We start from the raw sequence: 17,719 nt of genomic DNA, 5'->3' as shown, positions 1-17,719 counted from the left end.
CACAGTGCGGCCATTCCTTTTGGTCATTCCTCTCGGTCATTCCTTTTTTCGTACCTCACCTCAGGAGCCCGCATGCCCACCATCCAATCCATCGAAGTCTGCGTCGCGCGCGTGCCGCTGGACAAAGTCACCTACCTGTCGAACCGCACCGTGGTGGACCGCCACTACGGCCTGGTCAAGATCCGCAGCACCGACGGGGTCGAAGGCATAGGCTTCTGCTACGTCGGCAACGCGGCGGGCGAAATCTTTCGCGTGGCGGTCGAACAGCTGCTGGCCCCGGTGCTGCTGGGCCGCGACTCGCTGGCTGTCGAAGGCCTATGGAAGGACATGTACCAGGAAGCCCTGCTGCAAGGCCGCATGGGCACGGTGATGCGTGCGCTCAGCGCCCTGGACATCGCCCTGTGGGACCTCAACGCGCGCACCGCCCAGCTGCCGCTGCACAAATACCTCGGCGCGGTGGAGCTGGACACCGTGGCCGCCTACGCCAGCGGCGGCTACTACGTGGAAGGCAAGACGGCCGGGCACCTGGGCGAGGAAATGGCCAGCTATGTCGAGCTGGGCTTCCAGGCCGTCAAGATGAAGACCGGTCGCTGGTCGCCCCAGGGCGAAGAGTCGCGCGTGAAGGCCGCCCGCGAAGCCATCGGCCCCGATGTGGAACTGATGCTGGACTGCAACAACGGCTGGGTCGACACCGTGCAGGCCATGCAGTACCTGCGCCGCATGGAGCAGTACGACCCCTATTTCATCGAAGAGCCGTTCAGCCCCGACGACGTGGAAAGCCATGCCCGCCTGGCCAAGCTCACCCGCATTCCCGTGGCCACGGCGGAAATCGGCTACGGCCGCTGGTACCACAAGCACCTGCTGGACATGGGGGCCGCCTCCATCCTGCAGACCGATGCGGCCGTGTGCGGCGGCATCACCGAATGGAAGCGCATTGCCGCCATGGCCGCCGGCTACGGCATCCAGATGTGCCCGCACTGGTTCCACGACGTGCACGCACCGCTGGTGGCGGCCACGCCGAACGCGCGCTACGTCGAATTCTTCTGGGATGACCAGGTCCTGAACTTCCGCCGCCTGCTGGACCGCCAGCTGTCGCAGGAAAAGGGCCGTGTCGTTCTGCACCAGACGCCCGGCCTGGGCTTCAACTTTGACGAGGCACAGGTGGCGAAGTTCGGCCGCTGGAGCAAGGTGGCGTAAGACCCCTCGGCCCATATAAAAAAAGGAGACATACCATGCAACGCAGACAATTTCTGTCCACGGTCGCCGCAGCCGGCGCACTCTGTGCCCAGCCCGGCTTTGCCCAAGGCAAGCCCCCGGCGGGGCCGGTCAAAATCCTGGTCGGTTTCTCGGCCGGCGGCGGCACCGACATCCTGGCGCGCATCATCGCCAACAAGCTGAACACGCTGTGGGGCATCCCCGTCATCGTGGAAAACAAGCCCGGCGCGGCCGGCCTGATTGCGGCGGCCGAAGTGGCCAAGGCCCCGGCCGACGGGAACACCCTGATGATGGGCCACATCAACGCCCTGGGCATTGCCCCCGCGCTCAACCCCAAGCTCGGCTTTTCCCCCGAGCGGGACTTTGCGGCGATTGCGCTGGTGGGGCAGACCCCGCAGGTGCTGGTGGCCAGCCCCAAGTCGTCCACCTCCATGCAAGGACTGTTGGCGGCCTTGAAGAAGAAGTCCGGCGAAATCAGCTTCGGCTCTTCCGGAACGGGATCGGCCCAGCACCTGGCGCTGGCACTGTTCGAGCAGACGGCCGGGGTGTCGGCCCTGCACATCCCCTACAAGGGCGCATCGAATGTGATGACGGACTTGCTGGGCGGGCAGATCGACTATGCGTTCGAAGGCATGACCACGGCGTCGCCCTTCATCAAAGGCGGCAAGGTGCGCGCGCTGGCACAGACCGGCACCAAGCGCGTGAAAGCCTTCCCGGATGTGCCCACCGTGGCCGAACAGGGCTACCCTGGCTTCAACGCCAGCATCTGGTTCGGCCTGGTTGGCCCGGCCAAGATGCCTGTCGAGGTGGTGACCCGCATCAATGCCGACGTCAACCGCATCCTGGCCATGCCGGATGTGGTGAGCAAGCTGGAAGAGTTCGGGGCCGAAGACGGCGGCGGAACGCCGCAGCGCTTTGAGGCATTCATGCGGGATGAGCGGGCCAAGTGGGCCAACCTCATCCAGTCGCGCGGGATCCGGGTGGACGCCTGAACCCAGGGCAGGGCAGTCGCCGCCCAGGGCGTTGCGGGTGGAGGCAGTCGATCAGGTGCCGATCACCCCGCATGTGCGGAGCCCCGTACGGGCTGCCGGTGGCAGATGGCAGACAGCGGTCGCTTGTACCGCCGACGCCGCGGCAGCCCGTGAAACGACTGATACCAAAAGCCCCCGCTGTGTACGCACAGCGGGGGCTTTGCTTTCTGCCGGGTGGTGCACTGGGCTGCCGAGCGCCTTCCGGGTGTATGCAGGCCCGGAGGGCGCTGTCCAACAAGGGGCTGGGCAACAGCATGGCGGGGTGACGTGTTCGCTGCTGTTTTTGTCTTTGTATTTGATAATGAGTTATCATTATCAAATCTTGTTCATGGTACCGGCGATGGCAAAGCTTCTTCCCGTCACCGTCCTGTCTGGCTTTCTGGGCGCAGGCAAGACGACGCTTCTCAACCACATCCTCCACAACCGCGAAGGCCTGCGCGTCGCGGTCATCGTCAACGACATGTCCGAGGTCAACATCGACGCAGCGCTGGTGCGCGAAGGCGGCAGCGACCTGTCCCGGACCGAGGAAAAACTGGTCGAAATGAGCAACGGCTGCATCTGCTGCACCCTGCGCGAAGACCTGCTGGTGGAGGTGCGCCGCCTGGCCCGGGAAAAGCGCTTTGACTACCTGGTGATCGAATCCACGGGCATCTCCGAGCCGTTGCCGGTGGCCGAGACCTTTACCTTCACCGACGAAGCGGGCGCCAGCCTGTCGGACATTGCGGTGCTGGACACCATGGTCACCGTGGTGGACGGCTTCAACTTCCTCAAGGACTACGAATCCCGGGACAGCCTGCAGGGGCGCGGGGAATCAATGGGCGAGGGGGACGAGCGCAAGGTGGTGGACCTGCTGGTGGAACAGGTCGAGTTCTGCGATGTGCTGGTGCTCAACAAGACCGACCTCATCACCGGGGCAGAGCGCCTGCGGCTCATCGCCATCCTGAAGACCCTGAACCCGCGTGCATGCATCGTGGAATCCAGTTTCGGCAAGGTGCTGCTGGCGTCGGTGCTGTCCACCAAGCTGTTCAATTTCGACGAGGCGGCCAAGGCCCCGGGCTGGCTGAAAGAGCTGCGTGGCGAGCACACACCGGAAACCCAGGAATACGGCATCGGCAGCTTTGTCTACCGCGCGCGCCGGCCGTTCCACCCCAGGCGCTTTCACGCCCTGGTGGGGTCCGAATGGCCCGGTGTCATTCGCTCCAAAGGTTTTTTCTGGCTGGCCAGCCGCCCCCTCTATGCGGGCAACTGGTCGCAGGCCGGCGCCGTGTGCCGCCATGGCCGGGCAGGGCGCTGGTGGGCTGCCGTGCCCCGTGAACAGTGGCCGCGCGAGCCCGAGTCGCTGGCCACCATCACCCAGCACTGGGACGAGCGCGTGGGCGATGCCCGCCAGGAACTGGTGCTGATCGGCATCGGCATGGACGAATCGGCGCTGCGCCAGCGGCTGGATGCCTGCCTGCTGACCGACCACGAGATGGCCCTGGCCCCCAAGGCCTGGACCGGCTTTCATGACCCGTTCCCGGCCTGGGACTGACGCGGTGCATGCCCGGCTGCAGCCTTTATGCAGCGCTGCGCTCCATCAGCTGCCAGGGCATGCATTCCGGATGTGTCCGGCGTGTTGTGTCCGTTGCGGACATGTGTCCTGAACGATAATTCCTCGCTGCATTGAGATACATTTCAATGCTTGTTACGAGGTGCTGCATTGGCCTGACGGCCACTGGAGTTAAACGGGAAGCAGGTGCACTCCATGGAGTGCAATGCCTGCGCTGCCCCCGCAACGGTAAGCGAATCACCCTCTGCACCCAGGTAAGACCTGAAGCCACTGCGCACTGCGTGGGAAGGCGTGGAGTGGGCCGAAAGTTCCAGGACGGATGTCCCGGGACATCGGCATTTCGCGAGCCCGGATACCGGCCTTGTCACTTTTGTTGGACGCCGCGGGTGAGCGCGCAGTCCAGGTTGGATGGGTTCGTGCGCCGAGCTGTCCCGCCTGCGCATGCATGCCTGCGGATGTTTTCTTGAATCGGCCTTGCGGGAGAGCAGGGCCATCTGGAGCCGCGCATGCGCACCCCTTCCCGTGTTTCCCCAGGCCCCCTCTGCGGGCCTGTCGCTTTTCCCCTTTCCGCCCTGAAGCCCGTGACCGCCGGCGCCGCGCTGTGCTGCGCGCTGTGGGGTGCCCACGCCCAGGGCGTGGCCGACCACACCGCGGCCTCTGCTGCTTCTGCCGCCACGGCCGCTGCCTCCGCATCGACTTCGACATCGGCACCGACTGCCGCGCTGGGCGATGTCTTCGTCACCGCCACGGCCCGGCCCGAGGACCGTGCCCGCATTGCCGCCACCACCCAGGTCATCGACCGCCAGGACATCGAACGCTCGTCGGCCCGCTCGGTCACCGACCTGCTGGCCGAACATGCGGTGGGTTTCCTCAGCGAATGGACGGCGGCCCAGACATCGCTGAACCTGCGCGGCGCCGCCACCGACGGCCAGGGGCGCGACTTCAAGGGCCAGGTGCTGGTGCTGCTCAATGGCCGCCGCGCCGGCACGGCCAATCTGTCCAAGCTCAGCCTGACGGATGTGGACCGCATCGAAATCGTGCGCGGCCCCGCCTCGGTGGTGTACGGCAGCCAGAACATGGGCGGGGTGATCAACATCATCCTGCGCACCGGCGCCAGCGGCCCGCTGAACCGCGTCACGGTGACCGGCAGTTCCTGGGGCGGCTGGAGCACCCAGGCCCAGACCGCAGGCACCAGCGGCATGCTGGACTGGTATGTGGGCCTGAACACCAGCGCCCGCGATGACTACAAGTCCGGTGACGGCGGCACCGTCATGCAGAACACCGGCTGGAAGCGCCGTGGTGCGGTGGCCGCCCTGGGGCTGCAGATCGACAGCCTGAACCGGGTGGAGCTGCAGGCGCGCACCGACGGCATCTACAACGCGGGCTTCCGGGGATCCGGGTCCAACATCTACAGCAAGGACAACCGCGACAACCGCTCGCTGGACCTGACCTACACCGGCGCGCTGGCCGATCAGTCGGTCAGCTGGCTGGCGCAGGTCTACCACTTCGTGGACGAGGACGAATTCAACTGGGCGTCCCCCGTCATCAAGAGCGGCACCAACCCGGTGCCGGGCACGGCGCGCGACTACAACGACCGCAAGCTGGACGCCACCGGCATCCGCCTGCAGCCGCGCTTTCGCCTGTCTGCCGCCAACGACCTGCTGGTGGGCGTGGACTGGGAACGCAGCCATCTGCGCTCGGACCGCTTCCGCGTGGCCATGCCCGGCGGCCCGGCCGGCCAGGTGGCGCCGTACGACAACAACCAGACGGAAGAAACCAAGGCGCTGTACCTGGAAGACGCCCACACCCTGCTGGACAACCGGCTGACCTTGCGCGGCGGCCTGCGCAAGACCTGGGGCGAGACCCGGTTCGACCCCACGCCCAACCTGGCGTTTGCCCAGTCCAATGTGCGCAAGTACGACACCCACACCTGGTCCCTGGGTTCGACCTGGAAGGCCACCGACGACTGGAACCTGCGCGCAGGCATCGCCACCGGCTTCCGGGCGCCGACTGCCACCGAACTGGCCGCCGACTTCACCGCCGTGGGCGGCGGGCGCACCTTCGGCAACCCCAATCTGAAGCCCGAGACCAGCCGCCAGATCGAAGTGGGCGCCACCTTCACGCAGCCGGGCTGGAAGGTGGACGCAGCGCTATTCCAGAACGTCATCTCCAACCGCATCACCACCGTATCCCGGGGCCCCAGCACCAACACCTCGGACTATGCCAACAACGCCGCAGAAGTCGTGGCGCGCGGCCTGGAGCTGACCACCAACGTCGACCTCAAGCAGGTGCTGGCCCTGGGCCTGCCGGGCCAGTCGCTCAGCGCCTTTGCGGGCGGTTACTACCACTTCGACATGCGCGACAAGGGCGCGGCGCCCACCGCCAACACCGACCGCGTGCAGCGCATGTACCGCTTCCAGGCCTCGGCCGGCATGCGCTACGCGCAGGGCATGGACCGCAATGCCGGCGACTGGAGCATGCAGCTCACGGCGCTGCTGCGTGGACCGATGTGGTACGACACCGAAGAGAACCTGCTGGTGCCGCAGGGCGAACCCAGCAGCACCTACATCCACCGCAAGGGCGCCTTCACGGTGTGGAACCTGCGCGGCGACTACCGGGTGAACCGCAGCGTGAAGCTGTTTGCGGCGGTGAACAACGTCTTCAACCTGAACCGCAGCCCCATCTTCATCGCCCAGGACCGCTCGCCCTGCCTGGCGGATGCGCGCTTCCAGAACGGCGGCTGCGGCACCTCCATGCCCGGACGCGAGCTGATGGTCGGCCTGCAGGCCGACTTCTGAGGCCAGGCTGCATGCACAGGCCCGCCAGCCCCCTTCCGGAAGCACCCCAGGACGCACTTTCGGGTGCAGTTCCTGACGCGCTTCCGGGCGCACTGTCCCGGCGCGCCGTGCTGCGCCGCTGGGGCGCGGTGGCGGCGGGCGGCGCCCTGCTGCCCGGCCTTACCGTGCCCACGGTGCAGGCCGGTCCGGCCGGCCCTGCGGGGGCAGCAGAGCAGGCCATGCAGGCGGCCTCGGGCATCCACCTGAAGGATGCCCTGGGGCGCGCCGTCTGGCTGCCTCGGCCGCCCCGGCGCATCGTCACCATTTTTTCGTCCAACACCGAACTGGTCGCCGCCCTGGGGCTGGTGGACCGCATCGTCGGTGTCGAGGACTTCACCCGCTACCCGGCCGAGGTGCTGGGCCTGCCCAAGGTCGGCGGCCGGCTGGGATTTTCCGTGGATGCCGTGGTGGCCCAGCGCCCGGATCTGGTCATCGTGACCCCGGCGCGGCAGGCCGCCACCCAGCTCGTCGCGCCCATGGAACGCATAGGAGTGCCCATCATGGTTTTGCTCAGTCGCACCCTGCAGGAGGTGCTGGACAACATCCGCCTGGTGAGCCAGGCCTGCGGCGAGCCCGAACGCGGCGCTGCATTGGCCCAAGCCCTGCATGCGCGGCTGCAGGCCGTGGATGCCACCGTGGCCGGCCGGCCGCACCTGCGGGCGCTGATGGTCACCGGGCGCGCGGGCAACGGCATGCTGCTGCTGGCCCGCCCGGGCACCTACACCGGCGAAGCCATGGTGCGCGCCGGCTGCCAGCACGCACTGCCGGCGCTGGGCGTGCTGGCCCAGGTGTCGCCCGAAGCCGTGCTGGCCGCCGACCCGGATGTGCTGCTGTTCGCCGGCAACCAGGCGGGGCTGGACGATCTGCTGCACCAGCCCGGCTGGCGCGACATGCGGGCCCTGCGCCAGCGCCACTGCTGGACCGTGTCCCGCTCCGAATTCCTGATCCCCGGGCCGCGCACCTTCGACGGTATCGAATCGCTGGCCCGGCAACTGCACCCGATATGACTTCACGCACAACATGGGGGGCCGCGCTGCTGGTACTGGCCCTGTGCCTGCTGGGCGCGGCCTGCGCCGGCCACCAGTGGGCCAGCGTGCCCGAGCTGTGGCGCGCGCTGAGCGGCGACGATTCCCTGCACAGCCGGCTGCTGCTGCAGTGGCGCCTGCCACGCGTGGCGGCGGCGGCCTGCGTGGGCGCGCTACTGGGCCTGTCGGGGGCCATCTTTCAAGGCGTGTTCCGCAACCCGCTGGCTGAACCCTATCTGCTGGGCGCATCCGGCGGTGCGGCCCTGGGCGCCACAGTGGCCCTGCTGGTGCCGCTGGGCCTGCCCCAGGGCCTGGTGCTGCCGGTGCTGGCCTTTGCCGGCGCCTGGGGCTCCACCTTGCTGGTGCTGGCCGTCGCCCGGGCTGCGGGCGCGCTGGATGCGGCCGGCCTGCTGCTGGCCGGCGTGGCGCTGGCCGCCATGCTGGGCGCGCTGCGTTCTTTCCTGATGCTGGCCCTGTCCGATGAAACCGTCAGCCTGCAGGTGGTCATGAGCTGGGTGCTGGGCGGCATCCAGACCCCGTCGTGGAACGGCCTGCTGGTGCTGGCCGGCATCACCCTGGGCTGTGTGGTCGCCACACGCCCGCTGGCCCGCGGCCTGGACCTGCTGGGCCTGGGCGACACGGTGGCCAAGGGCTTTGGCCTGAACCCGGAGCGCTTCATTCCCCTGGCCGTGCTGGTGGGCTCCCTGGTGGTGGCGGCCGCCGTGGCCTACGGTGGGCTGGTGGCCTTTGTCGGGCTGGCCGCACCGCACATTGCGCGCTGGATGGTAGGGCCCATGCACCGGGTGGTGCTGCCCGCCAGCGCCCTGGTGGGCGCCATCGTCGTCACCGTGGCCGATGCCCTGGCGCGCAGCGTGCTGCCACCGGCGGAAGTGCCGCTTGGGCTGATCACTGCCATCGCCGGTGGCCCGTTCTTCATCATCCTGCTGGCGCGGCGCCTGCGCGCGTCATGACCGTGAGGTTTCCCATGCACAAGCCGCAGGACGCACCGGATACAGCAGCCGCGCCGGATGCACCTGGTGCACAGCCCGTACTCGCCGCCCAGGGCCTGGTGCTGCAGCACCGGGGCAGCCGGGTGGTGGACCAGGTCTCGCTGGCGCTGCCCGCGCGCGGCGCCATTGCGCTGATCGGCCCCAACGGGGCCGGCAAATCGTCGTTGCTGTCCATGCTGGCGGGGCTGCAAACACCCAGCCAGGGCCAGGTCCTGTGGCGCGGGGCGCCGCTGCAGCGCCTGTCTTTCGCGGAGCGCGCCCGTTGCATCGGCTACATGCCCCAGCGGTTTTCACCGTACTGGGATGTCACCCTGGCAGAACTGCTGCAGATGCGCCTGGGCCCGTCTGTGGACATGGACGGTGTGCTGCAGCAGCACGGGCTGCAGGCCTTTGCCAGCCGGCGCTGGAACTCGCTGTCCGGGGGCGAGCAGGCGCGCTGCCTGCTGGCCACCGTGCTGGCCACGGACCCGCCGGTGCTGCTGGCCGACGAGCCCGGCGCCGCCCTGGATGTGCGACACCGGCTGGAGCTGGTTGATGCGCTGGCCCAAAGAGGCCGCGACAAGCTGGTGCTGGTGGTCATGCACGACCTGGACCTGGCCTTTGCCCATTTTGACCGGGTCATCGCCATGGACCGTGGGCGCGTGGTGCAGGACCGCGCCGCCCAGGAGCTGTTGACCGATCCCGCACTGGACGCCGTGTTCCAGGTGGAATTTGACCGTATCGACGCGCCGCCCCAGGTCCTGCTGCGGGCGCGCCGCAAGAAGGAGGATGGCTGTGCGGATTGATCTGGCGGGTTGGACCCGGGAGGCCACCTTGGGCCAGCCTGGCGATTTTTTTGCGCTGTTCGAACGTGCGGACGTGCTGGGTTTTGATGGCGTGTGGTTCAGCGAATTCCGCGTGCCTGATGCGCATTGGCCGTATCCGTCGCCGCTGCTGCTGGCGTCGGCCTTGCTGGCCCGCACCCAGAGGCTGCGCGTGGGCACATCGGTGCTGGTGCTGCCGCTGCACCATCCCCTGATGCTGGCCGAAGAGATTGCGCAGGTCGACTACCAAAGCGGCGGGCGCATCGACATCGGGGTGGGGCGCGGCACCGAGCCTGCGTCGCTGCAGACCCTGCAGATCGACCCGTCGCAGACGCGGGAGCGGTTCGAGACCGCATGCCGCCTGATTCGCTCCGGCCTGAGCGGCGCAACCATTGCGGGCGGCCCGCAGGACCCCTGGCAGTTCGCCCCCCGCACCCTGGCGTCTACGGGCGTGCAGCGCCCGCACCCGCCGATCTACGTGGCCGGCTCCACCAGCGAGACCCTGGGGTTTGCGCTGGGCGAAGACCTGCCACTGCTGCTGAGCCTGGAACCCCCGGAAACCGGGCAGCTGGAACGCCTGGCACAGGTGGCCCAGCAAACCGGGCAGGACTGCGCGCCGCTGCGCGCCCGCTCCTCCCTGGCGCGCTATGTATGCATAGGCGCCACCGACGCACAGGTGCAAGCCCAGCTGGACACGCTGTGGGCCCCGTACTACCAGCGCAGGGTGTACTTCGCCGGCAAGCGCGGCATCGCGCCTGCCGACGTGCCACCCGTCGACCGGGACCAACTGCTGCGCGACCTGTTCATCCACGGCACGCCCGAAGCCTGTATCGCCCAGATCCAGGCGCTGGAAGCCCGCACCGGTATCCACCAGCTGCGCTGCGTGTTCAACGCCAACGGGCTGTGGAGCAATGCCACTGCCCTGGCCGGCATGGAACTGTTTGCGCAAGAGGTCCTGCCGGCGGTACGGTAGCCGGGGCAGCCGCAGCCGCAGCCGCAGCCGCAGCCGCAGCCGGCTGCAAGCACCGGCTGCGAGTGAGTGCGCCTGCGCCGCATGCAGGCTTCGCTGTGGGGCACTGTGGCAACCGCTCTGCCGCTGTCACGGGCGGGGCCTGCTGACCTCCGGCTGCGCAGAGACTTACACTTTGCAGTTGGATAAAAACATGGAGGCTGCCCAAACCATCGGCGGCGGGTGGCGCCGGGTTTGCAAACAGGGGGGCAGATTTGCCACGGCAATGTCTGTGCGGCAGGGAAGAACACAACTACAAGGAAATCGATGCGCAACGACCGATATAAATGGCTGGTGGTCATCTTAGGGGCCGCATTTTCTGCGGGGTGCGCGGTACACACAGAGCCAGCCCCTTCCACGCCAGCGCCAGCGAGCGCGTCCGAAAAGCTCAGCGCGCATCGCAACATGCTCCCTGTCTATCCTCCAGAAGCTAGAAGTGCGGGTCAACAGGGGAAGGTCGTGCTCCGTGTGCTTGTCGGAGCCGACGGAAAAGCTTCGCAAACCGAGATATTTACTTCGAGTGGGCACCAGCTATTGGACGATGCCGCCCTGACAGCTGTCTCTAGCTGGCGCTTTGTTCCAGGCGAGCGCAACGGTGTCGCGGAGGCCATGTGGTCAATCATCCCCTTCAACTTCGCCATCAAATAAAGGCGCGGCTGGTCAATTGCAACGTGCTGGAGCCGGCTTGAACATCACATGCGTGCACAACGATTCCAGGCGCAGCAATCGACGTGACAATGCCACCACCATGAGCGAAAGACAGCCCTTTTTCCGTTTCAACCCCGGAGCCTACCAAGAAGGCCGTGCTTTCGAGCCGTCTGATGAGCCCTGCGGTGTCTGTGCCCAGCCCTGTGGCTGGAAGTACCGAGGCAACATCTATATGCGGGCCGACAGCCCGACCATTTGCGCATGCTGCATTGCGGATGGCAGGTTGGATGCTTTCCTGGAAGGAGAGGGTTTCAGTTTTCACGACATCGAACTCGATGGTGCGGAGGCAGCGCTGGAGCAAGAATTGCTGGAGCGCACGCCCGGCGTCGCCTGTTTCAACCCCTTTGCATGGCCGGTGCTGGACAGCGTGCCCATGGCGTTTATGGGTTATGGAGAAGACAAAGGCTTGCTGGCGATCGATGCGGTGCGCTCGGCGATCAGCGAGACCTTCGCCGAGGTCGGCTGGACGGAGCCAGCCGGGCCTTCCCCCTATTTGCTGATCTTCAAGGAAGTGAACGGTGACCGCTATCGCGCGGTGCTTGATCTGGACTGAGCGTCCCCTGATCCTAGTTATCTAAGTTATTCGGGGTGTACAGCTGCATGGTCCCATCCGCCCGCTGCAAATTGATTCATGAGACGCTAAGCTGCTATCAGCGAGCGCCGTGGTGTTGAATGGCAGATAGGGACGCAAATGCAGGAAGATAGGTCGCTGGATGCCGCTTTCACGGCGAACGAACAGGAACTTGCGACCCAGAGCAGCCAGTCGTACTCAAGCTGCAAAGCTGTCACTCATCGGCCTTGCTGCGATTGATCATTTGCCTGTTCAGCGCACAAGGTATAGTGGTTGTAACAAATTGAATGGCGGCCATTCCATATGGCTTCAACGCACAACGATGAACGATCTCGCACAGGCCTTGGACGATAAAGTATCGACACTACTTGATTTTTATAATGATTTGAAGTCGCATCTTGGAAATACGCCAGTTTCTTCTGAAGTAAGAGATGTATTTGATGGGTTTCAGAAAAATTATGAATTATATATAGAGCATTCTGAAACCGATGATTTAGATAAAACCCTGCAATCCGTGAAGCACATTGTGATATACGGAACAGCAATTCCCCAACGTCTTCAAAATATGAAAGGTATAGACGAGCGGGTAAAGCGCATTGCAAAGTCTATGGGGGAAACAGCGAAAGACCTTGAGCAGCAGACACAGAACGATGAGCGAACGTTCGCACCGCTCTCGATATCGCCTCACTCTCAAAATACTCAAAAAAGAGGGGCGGCCGCTGATAGCCTTAAGCGTATTGAGCAAATCCTTCTAGAGCAGGAAAAGCATGATGAGCGGATTAAGAAAAGCTTAGCCGAGAATGAGCGGAGACTGTTGATAACGGAAGAGAATCTTAAGGGTGTCGACCAGAAATCCCAAGAGGCGTTGTCCAAAATAAACGATGCATATCTTGAGGCACTTGACCAAGTAAAAACGAAAAAAGACGAAATAGATTCAATTTTGGGGCATGTTTCAGGTCGCGCAATCGCTGGCGACTTTGAAAAGAGTGCTGCCTCGGAAAAGGCTGCGGCAGATTGGCTGCGCATCGCATCTTTACTCTGCATGATCCTCATTGTCGGAGTGCTAGGGTACTCGTTCTGGGAGACAATTCAGCAGGACTTTAAGTGGCAGAAGTCGCTATTCAGAGTGGCGCTCGCTTTTCTACTTTCAGCTCCCGCCGCGTACCTTGCCAGGGAGTCCGCAAAGCACCGTGCGCAACAATACTTGCACCTTCAGACCGCTTTGGATTTGAAAGCGATCAGTCCATATTTGGCCTCGCTGCCACAAGACATACAGCACAGGATAAAAGGCGAGGTAGCCGCCAAATTGTTCGGCGGCCGCGACTTTGCTCATGTTGGAATGGATTCGTATCCAATTAATTTTCAAGAATTGCTGATGGAGTTAGTAAAGAAGCTTGAGTTACCCAAGATTCCTTCTAAGTGATATCTTCGCTCCGGCCACGTATTCAGTACCTCAAAGTTTGTTCGATGCCGCGTCCTGTTGGCAGACCTCGTAATCTTTTTGTCCATCTGTTGGTTTCAAGATTGCCTGTCCGCTTCTTTATGCCACCAGCGGTTGCTCCTACCTGACAGCATGCATAGACGGACATGCTAGGAAGCTGATACCCCGCAATACGATCCCAGCCAGAGACGTTGGCATTCTTCGAGAAACACAGGCCAGAGTGTCACTGCAGCCGGAGCAGCGCGCCACTTCACTGCCTCGCAGGGAAGGTCATAAGGTGCCCATCAGCAGGCGTTGCCTGTGGTCGAGGTCGCTTCAGCCTTGGGGCATCTGGCCCATGTCCATGAACATGATTTCCCAGATGTGGCCGTCTAGGTCCTCGAAGCTGCGGCCATACATGAACCCGAGGTCTTGCAACGGGGTCACGTCCGCCTTGCCGCCGTGGGTGGAAGCGGCCGCCACCATGTTGTCCACCGCCGTGCGGTCGTCGGCGCTCAGGCAGAGCATGACTTCGCTGGCAGCGTGGGCGTCGACGATAGGTTTCTGGGTGAACGTGGCCCACTTCGGGTGGGTGAGCAGCATCACGTAGATGCTGTCGGAGAGGACCATGCAGGCGGCGGTGTCGTCGGTGAACTGCGGGTTGTTGACGGCGCCGATCGCTTCATAGAAGGACTTGGCCTTTGGCAGGTCAGCGACGGGCAGGTTGACGAAGATTTTCTGGGACATGTGGGCCTTTCAAGGTCGGCATGGAGAGGGCATCTTCGGGCATTGGTTAGCGACGTCAACAGGGTATCCCGCTGCACCTTTGTCAGCGAACGGCGTTGGTTGTCGTGCAGGGCATGGGCTGGCTGGTTGGCAATGGCCGTAACCAGCTGGAAGCCCTGACTGACCGGGATGCATGGGGGAGCTTCTGGCCCGCAGCAGCCCCGGCCGCAGACATGCTGCAAGCTGATGCGCGAAGGGCGAACAACTGCCCATCAGAACCCAATACATGCAAATTGACAGCCTGTGCTGTCTCGATTGATCGGATTTGGTGCTTTGGTGTGCGCTGGACTCCCTACACTTCTGCAGGACGGTGGATGCATGTCGCATCAGCCCAACCACTGCAGGACGGATTTCCATGCAACTTATCAGCCAGAGTTTTCAAGACGGCCAGTCCATTCCCGGTGAATTCGCGTTTGCGGTGCCTGATGCGGCATCTCATGTGGCCCTGTCGTCCAACCGCAACCCGCATCTGGCCTGGAGCGATGTGCCGGCGGGCACGCAGTCGTTTGTCATCGTCTGCCATGACCCGGACGTGCCCAGCAAGGGCGACGATGTGAACCAGGAGGGACGCGAGGTTCCGTCCTCCTTGCCGCGCGTGGACTTCTTTCACTGGCTGCTGCTGGACATTCCCGCCAACGTCACGCACATCGCTGCGGGCTCCCATTCGGACGGTGTCACCCCCCGGGGCAAAGCCGGCCCTGCCGCACCTGCAGGGTGGCGCCACGGTCTGAACGACTACACCGGATGGTTTGCTGGTGATGAACAGATGAAGGGCGACTACCACGGCTATGACGGCCCGTGCCCGCCCTGGAACGACACGCTGCTGCACCACTACGTGTTCACCGTCTACGCGCTGGCCACCCCCACGCTGGCCGTGAATGGGCCGCTGACGGGCGCCAATGTGCGTGCCGCCCTGGCATCGGCCCAGGTACTGGGGCAGGCCAGCCTCACCGGGGTTTACAGCCTGAACCCTGCGGTGTCGCTGCAGACCAGCGCACAGTAAAAGCAAGTTGACCATGGCATTTGCGCAGCCAGTTCCCCAGACCGCCCCGCAAGCAGCCCACCAGGCAGCCTATCGGGCGGCCCCGCTGGCGGCCGCCATCGATGCACGCGACGCAGCCGATGCGGACGGTCTGCCATGGCGGCTGCCTGCGGGCGCACCCATCTGGCGGCGCGGCTTGTGCACCGTGGCCCAGCCGTGTCTGAAGCAGGTGCAGCACACGCCCCGCTTCCTGTTTCAGGACGCGACGGTGCTGCTGATTGCGGCAGGGCGGCTGGACATGGATTCCGGCAACCACCGCATCGGTGTCGATACGCCTGCGTCCTTGCTGCTGGTCGATGCCAACACCTGTGCCGATTTGTGCAAGACACCCGGCGGGGTGGAACAGCGTTTCCGGTCGGTGTTTCTGACGCTGTCGCCGGAGCTGTTGGACGCATTCCGCCGGGGGCGCGCCACGGGGGCAGAGGCGGTGCAGGCGGGCGTACCTTTTCAGCAGATTGCGCTGGATGCCGATCTGGTGTCCTCCTTGCAGCATCTGCTGGCCAGTGCCGCAGACGGGCAGATCAGTGACGAGCGCCTGCGCTACCGCGCCATGGATTTTCTGGCGGCGCTGGCCGAGCGTGGGGGCGTGTTCAGGCCGCCGCAGGCGCCGGGCCTGTCCGGGCGTTTGCGCGCCCTGATTGGCGAAGCCCCCAGCCAGCACTGGACGGCGCAGACAGCGGGCAAAGCACTGGCCGTGAGCGAGGCCACATTGCGCCGCCGCCTGGCGGGCGAAAGCGCGCGGTTTGAGGATGTCCTGATCGACGTGCGCATGCACCACGCCATGATGCTGGTGCAAACCACGTCCTGGAGTGTTCCGGAGATTGCCCAGGCCTGCGGCTACAAGTCACGTGCCCGCTTTGCCGAACGCTTTAAGGCGCGCTTTGGCTATCTGCCTTCGGCTGTGCGTTGATGGGCTGTTGATTGCCCTGGACGCGAGAGGTGCAGCAGGGCCCCTTTATCGCCCCTCTATCGCCCCATTTATCGTCCCCTCCGTCAGCCTCTCGTTCAGCCACCCGCTTAGCCTTTCCGCCGCTGCTGTTGCAGCAACTCCACGACCACATCCACCATCGGATGGTGGCGGAGGGTGTTCCAGGCCAGCGCGGCGGTGACCACCGTGACCTTCTCTTTCAGCGGGCGGACCACCACGTTCTCGGGTGCCAGCTTGCGCATGGCCGAAGGCACCAGCGCCACCCCCTGGCCGCAGCTGACATAGGCAATCTGTGAAGTGACCGAGCGCACCTCGTGCATCACGCGGGGCGTAAAGCCATGGGCGCGGCACACCGAGGTCAGCATGTCAAAGTAGGTCGGGCTGACCTGGCGTGCCGACATCACCCACTGTTCGGCGGCCAGGGACTGCAGGCGCACGCGGGGCAGGGCGGCCAGCGCATGGTGCTTGGGCAGGGCCACGGCCAGCCGGTCTTCGGTCAGCGGCAAGGTGGCAATGCCGCTGCCGGCTTCTTCCTCCAGGCGCACAAAGGCCAGGTCCAGCTCTCCGGCCTCCAGGCCGGGAATGGCTTCCACGCTGTCGATTTCCCGCACAAAGACCGTGAGGTGGGGGTGCAGTGCCTTCAGCTTGTCCAGCAGGGGCGGAATGGTGTCCAGCATGGCCGAAGTGATGGCCCCCACATGCAGCACGCCGGACTGCCCGGCTGCCACTTCGCGCACCACGCGCTCCAGTTGCTCCACCTGGCCGGCAAATTGCCGCACCGCCGGCAGGATGGCCGCGCCCGCTGGGCTGAGCCGCGTGCCCTGGCGTGAACGCTCGAACAGGCGCAGCTTCAGCGATTGCTCCAGCACCTTGATCTGCTCGGTCAGCGGCGGCTGCGACATGCCCAAGCGCGCAGCCGCACGCCCGAAATGCTGTTCCTCGGCCACGGCCAGGAACATCCACAGCTGCCGAATCAGTCGAAAGTCGATGGTGCTCACGCCAGTCATCCCCGGTGTTTCTTATTCTGCTTATCGTATCAACAAGATACTAAATTAGAAATTTACATATCAGGGCTGCAACGCGAGGATGCCGGTGTCTTCCTTGGAGTTCTTTGCATGACCCAGCCCTCGCCACTTGACCGCCTTGCCGCGCTCGACACCAACACCGTCTCCGACGCCCTGGATTTTCTGGGCCTGCCCGGCGCCACCTTCGGCCTGCGCCCGCTGTGGGACTGTCCCAAGATCGTGGGGCGTGCCAGCACCATCCAGCTGGGCCCCAAGACCGGTACCCAGCCCACGGTGCACCTGATCTCTCCGGTGATCGACGCGGTGCGTACCGCAGACCGGGTGCTGGTCATTGCCGGTGGCGTGGAAGGCATCTCCTGCTGGGGCGACATCCTGGCCAATGCGGCCACCGCCCGCCAGGTGCGCGGCTCCGTCATCGACGGCGTCAGCCGCGACATCGAAGGCAGCGAATCCATTGGCTACCCCGTCTACGGCCGGGGCGTGACCATGGTGAGCGCCCGCAACCGGGTGGTGCAGATCGCTGCGGGCACGCCGGTGCAGATGGCCGGTGTCACGGTGGAAGAGGGCGACTACGTGATTGCCGACCGCTGCGGCACGGTGTTTGTGCCGGCGGCGCAGATTGCGCAGGTGCTGGACCTGGGCGAACGCATTGCCCGGCGGCAGGACGCCATGGTCGCCGCCGTGCGCGCCGGCCGCCCCGTGGCCGAAGTCATGCACGACAAGGAATTTGAAGCCATTCGGGCGCAGCAAGCGTAAGCAC

General features: G+C 64.8%; 16 protein-coding genes and 1 riboswitch. Of the genes, 14 read left to right on the top strand and 2 right to left on the bottom strand.

The genetic code is table 11. From position 1 onward, the window contains the following. Positions 1-72: 72 nt before the first annotated feature. The 11 genes from QM470_RS03145 to QM470_RS03100 all read left to right on the top strand — a co-directional run bounded on the left by QM470_RS03145 (position 73) and on the right by QM470_RS03100 (position 13,181). Positions 73-1,197 carry a mandelate racemase/muconate lactonizing enzyme family protein gene (locus QM470_RS03145; protein ID WP_283338147.1) on the top strand — a complete coding sequence of 375 codons (1,125 nt, stop codon included), beginning with the start codon at positions 73-75 and terminating at the stop codon, positions 1,195-1,197. 35 nt (positions 1,198-1,232) lie between these two features. Further along, positions 1,233-2,207 (top strand): Bug family tripartite tricarboxylate transporter substrate binding protein, encoded by a 975-nt coding sequence (locus QM470_RS03140; protein WP_283338146.1) that lies wholly within the window; start codon positions 1,233-1,235, stop codon positions 2,205-2,207. 379 nt (positions 2,208-2,586) lie between these two features. After that, complete coding sequence (gene zigA, locus QM470_RS03135; protein WP_502846795.1) at positions 2,587-3,777, top strand: zinc metallochaperone GTPase ZigA; 1,191 nt, start codon at positions 2,587-2,589, stop codon at positions 3,775-3,777. A gap of 141 nt (positions 3,778-3,918) precedes the next feature. After that, positions 3,919-4,173: riboswitch (cobalamin riboswitch) on the top strand. Between the two features lie 203 nt (positions 4,174-4,376). Further along, entirely contained in the window at positions 4,377-6,593 is a 2,217-nt protein-coding gene (locus QM470_RS03130) for a TonB-dependent receptor (protein ID WP_283338144.1), read from the top strand. A 107-nt stretch (positions 6,594-6,700) separates the two neighbouring features. Continuing rightward, positions 6,701-7,639 (top strand): ABC transporter substrate-binding protein, encoded by a 939-nt coding sequence (locus tag QM470_RS03125; RefSeq protein ID WP_283338143.1) that lies wholly within the window; start codon positions 6,701-6,703, stop codon positions 7,637-7,639. Then, complete coding sequence (locus QM470_RS03120) at positions 7,636-8,628, top strand: FecCD family ABC transporter permease (RefSeq protein ID WP_283338142.1); 993 nt, start codon at positions 7,636-7,638, stop codon at positions 8,626-8,628. Before QM470_RS03125 ends, QM470_RS03120 begins: the two co-directional genes overlap by 4 nt. A gap of 14 nt (positions 8,629-8,642) precedes the next feature. After that, positions 8,643-9,452, top strand: coding sequence for an ABC transporter ATP-binding protein (locus QM470_RS03115; RefSeq protein WP_283338141.1), 810 nt, complete (start codon positions 8,643-8,645; stop codon positions 9,450-9,452). Next, positions 9,436-10,443, top strand: a complete 1,008-nt coding sequence (locus QM470_RS03110) for an LLM class flavin-dependent oxidoreductase (RefSeq protein ID WP_283338140.1) — start codon at positions 9,436-9,438, stop codon at positions 10,441-10,443. The genes QM470_RS03115 and QM470_RS03110 overlap by 17 nt, the downstream gene beginning before the upstream one ends. 303 nt (positions 10,444-10,746) lie before the next feature. Further along, entirely contained in the window at positions 10,747-11,127 is a 381-nt protein-coding gene (locus QM470_RS21440) for an energy transducer TonB (protein ID WP_502846794.1), read from the top strand. Positions 11,128-11,227: 100 nt separating this feature from the next. Beyond that, positions 11,228-11,740 carry a CbrC family protein gene (locus QM470_RS03105; RefSeq protein WP_283338139.1) on the top strand — a complete coding sequence of 171 codons (513 nt, stop codon included), beginning with the start codon at positions 11,228-11,230 and terminating at the stop codon, positions 11,738-11,740. A 340-nt stretch (positions 11,741-12,080) separates the two neighbouring features. Continuing rightward, positions 12,081-13,181: a hypothetical protein gene (locus tag QM470_RS03100; protein WP_283338138.1), complete on the top strand. Its 1,101-nt coding sequence runs from the start codon at positions 12,081-12,083 to the stop codon at positions 13,179-13,181. 333 nt (positions 13,182-13,514) lie between these two features. Here QM470_RS03100 and QM470_RS03095 read toward each other — a convergent pair whose 3' ends face one another. Next, entirely contained in the window at positions 13,515-13,925 is a 411-nt protein-coding gene (locus QM470_RS03095) for a VOC family protein (RefSeq protein WP_283338137.1), read from the bottom strand. A gap of 394 nt (positions 13,926-14,319) precedes the next feature. Between QM470_RS03095 and QM470_RS03090 the strand changes: the two genes are divergently transcribed. Beyond that, on the top strand, positions 14,320-14,967 hold the full coding sequence (locus tag QM470_RS03090) for a YbhB/YbcL family Raf kinase inhibitor-like protein (protein ID WP_283338136.1): 648 nt from the start codon (positions 14,320-14,322) through the stop codon (positions 14,965-14,967). A gap of 13 nt (positions 14,968-14,980) precedes the next feature. Continuing rightward, entirely contained in the window at positions 14,981-15,916 is a 936-nt protein-coding gene (locus QM470_RS03085) for a helix-turn-helix transcriptional regulator (protein WP_283338135.1), read from the top strand. A 107-nt stretch (positions 15,917-16,023) separates the two neighbouring features. Here QM470_RS03085 and QM470_RS03080 read toward each other — a convergent pair whose 3' ends face one another. After that, positions 16,024-16,932, bottom strand: a complete 909-nt coding sequence (locus QM470_RS03080; RefSeq protein ID WP_283338134.1) for a LysR substrate-binding domain-containing protein — start codon at positions 16,930-16,932, stop codon at positions 16,024-16,026. 117 nt (positions 16,933-17,049) lie between these two features. On the opposite strand from QM470_RS03080, the gene QM470_RS03075 reads away from it, so the two are divergent. Next, a complete protein-coding gene (locus tag QM470_RS03075) occupies positions 17,050-17,715 on the top strand; it encodes an RraA family protein (protein WP_283338133.1) in 666 nt (221 codons plus the stop codon). Positions 17,716-17,719: the final 4 nt, after the last annotated feature.

This window comes from Comamonas sp. 17RB, assembly GCF_030056555.1.
Lineage (GTDB): Bacteria > Pseudomonadota > Gammaproteobacteria > Burkholderiales > Burkholderiaceae_C > Comamonas > Comamonas terrigena.
Note: the sequence above shows the minus strand (reverse complement) of the source record. Positions and strands in the feature narration are given on the sequence as shown.

Bases quoted from the DNA above. Each gene is read 5' to 3' on its own strand.
- QM470_RS03090 (WP_283338136.1), top strand. From the start codon at position 14,320: ATGCAACTTATCAGCCAGAGTTTTCAAGACGGCCAGTCCATTCCCGGT.
- QM470_RS03075 (WP_283338133.1), top strand. From the start codon at position 17,050: ATGACCCAGCCCTCGCCACTTGACCGCCTTGCCGCGCTCGACACCAAC.
- QM470_RS03100 (WP_283338138.1), top strand. From the start codon at position 12,081: ATGAACGATCTCGCACAGGCCTTGGACGATAAAGTATCGACACTACTT.
- QM470_RS03085 (WP_283338135.1), top strand. From the start codon at position 14,981: ATGGCATTTGCGCAGCCAGTTCCCCAGACCGCCCCGCAAGCAGCCCAC.
- QM470_RS03115 (WP_283338141.1), top strand. From the start codon at position 8,643: ATGCACAAGCCGCAGGACGCACCGGATACAGCAGCCGCGCCGGATGCA.
- QM470_RS03120 (WP_283338142.1), top strand. From the start codon at position 7,636: ATGACTTCACGCACAACATGGGGGGCCGCGCTGCTGGTACTGGCCCTG.
- QM470_RS03095 (WP_283338137.1), bottom strand. From the start codon at position 13,925: ATGTCCCAGAAAATCTTCGTCAACCTGCCCGTCGCTGACCTGCCAAAG.
- QM470_RS21440 (WP_502846794.1), top strand. From the start codon at position 10,747: ATGCGCAACGACCGATATAAATGGCTGGTGGTCATCTTAGGGGCCGCA.
- zigA (WP_502846795.1), top strand. From the start codon at position 2,587: ATGGCAAAGCTTCTTCCCGTCACCGTCCTGTCTGGCTTTCTGGGCGCA.
- QM470_RS03105 (WP_283338139.1), top strand. From the start codon at position 11,228: ATGAGCGAAAGACAGCCCTTTTTCCGTTTCAACCCCGGAGCCTACCAA.
- QM470_RS03145 (WP_283338147.1), top strand. From the start codon at position 73: ATGCCCACCATCCAATCCATCGAAGTCTGCGTCGCGCGCGTGCCGCTG.
- QM470_RS03110 (WP_283338140.1), top strand. From the start codon at position 9,436: ATGGCTGTGCGGATTGATCTGGCGGGTTGGACCCGGGAGGCCACCTTG.
- QM470_RS03140 (WP_283338146.1), top strand. From the start codon at position 1,233: ATGCAACGCAGACAATTTCTGTCCACGGTCGCCGCAGCCGGCGCACTC.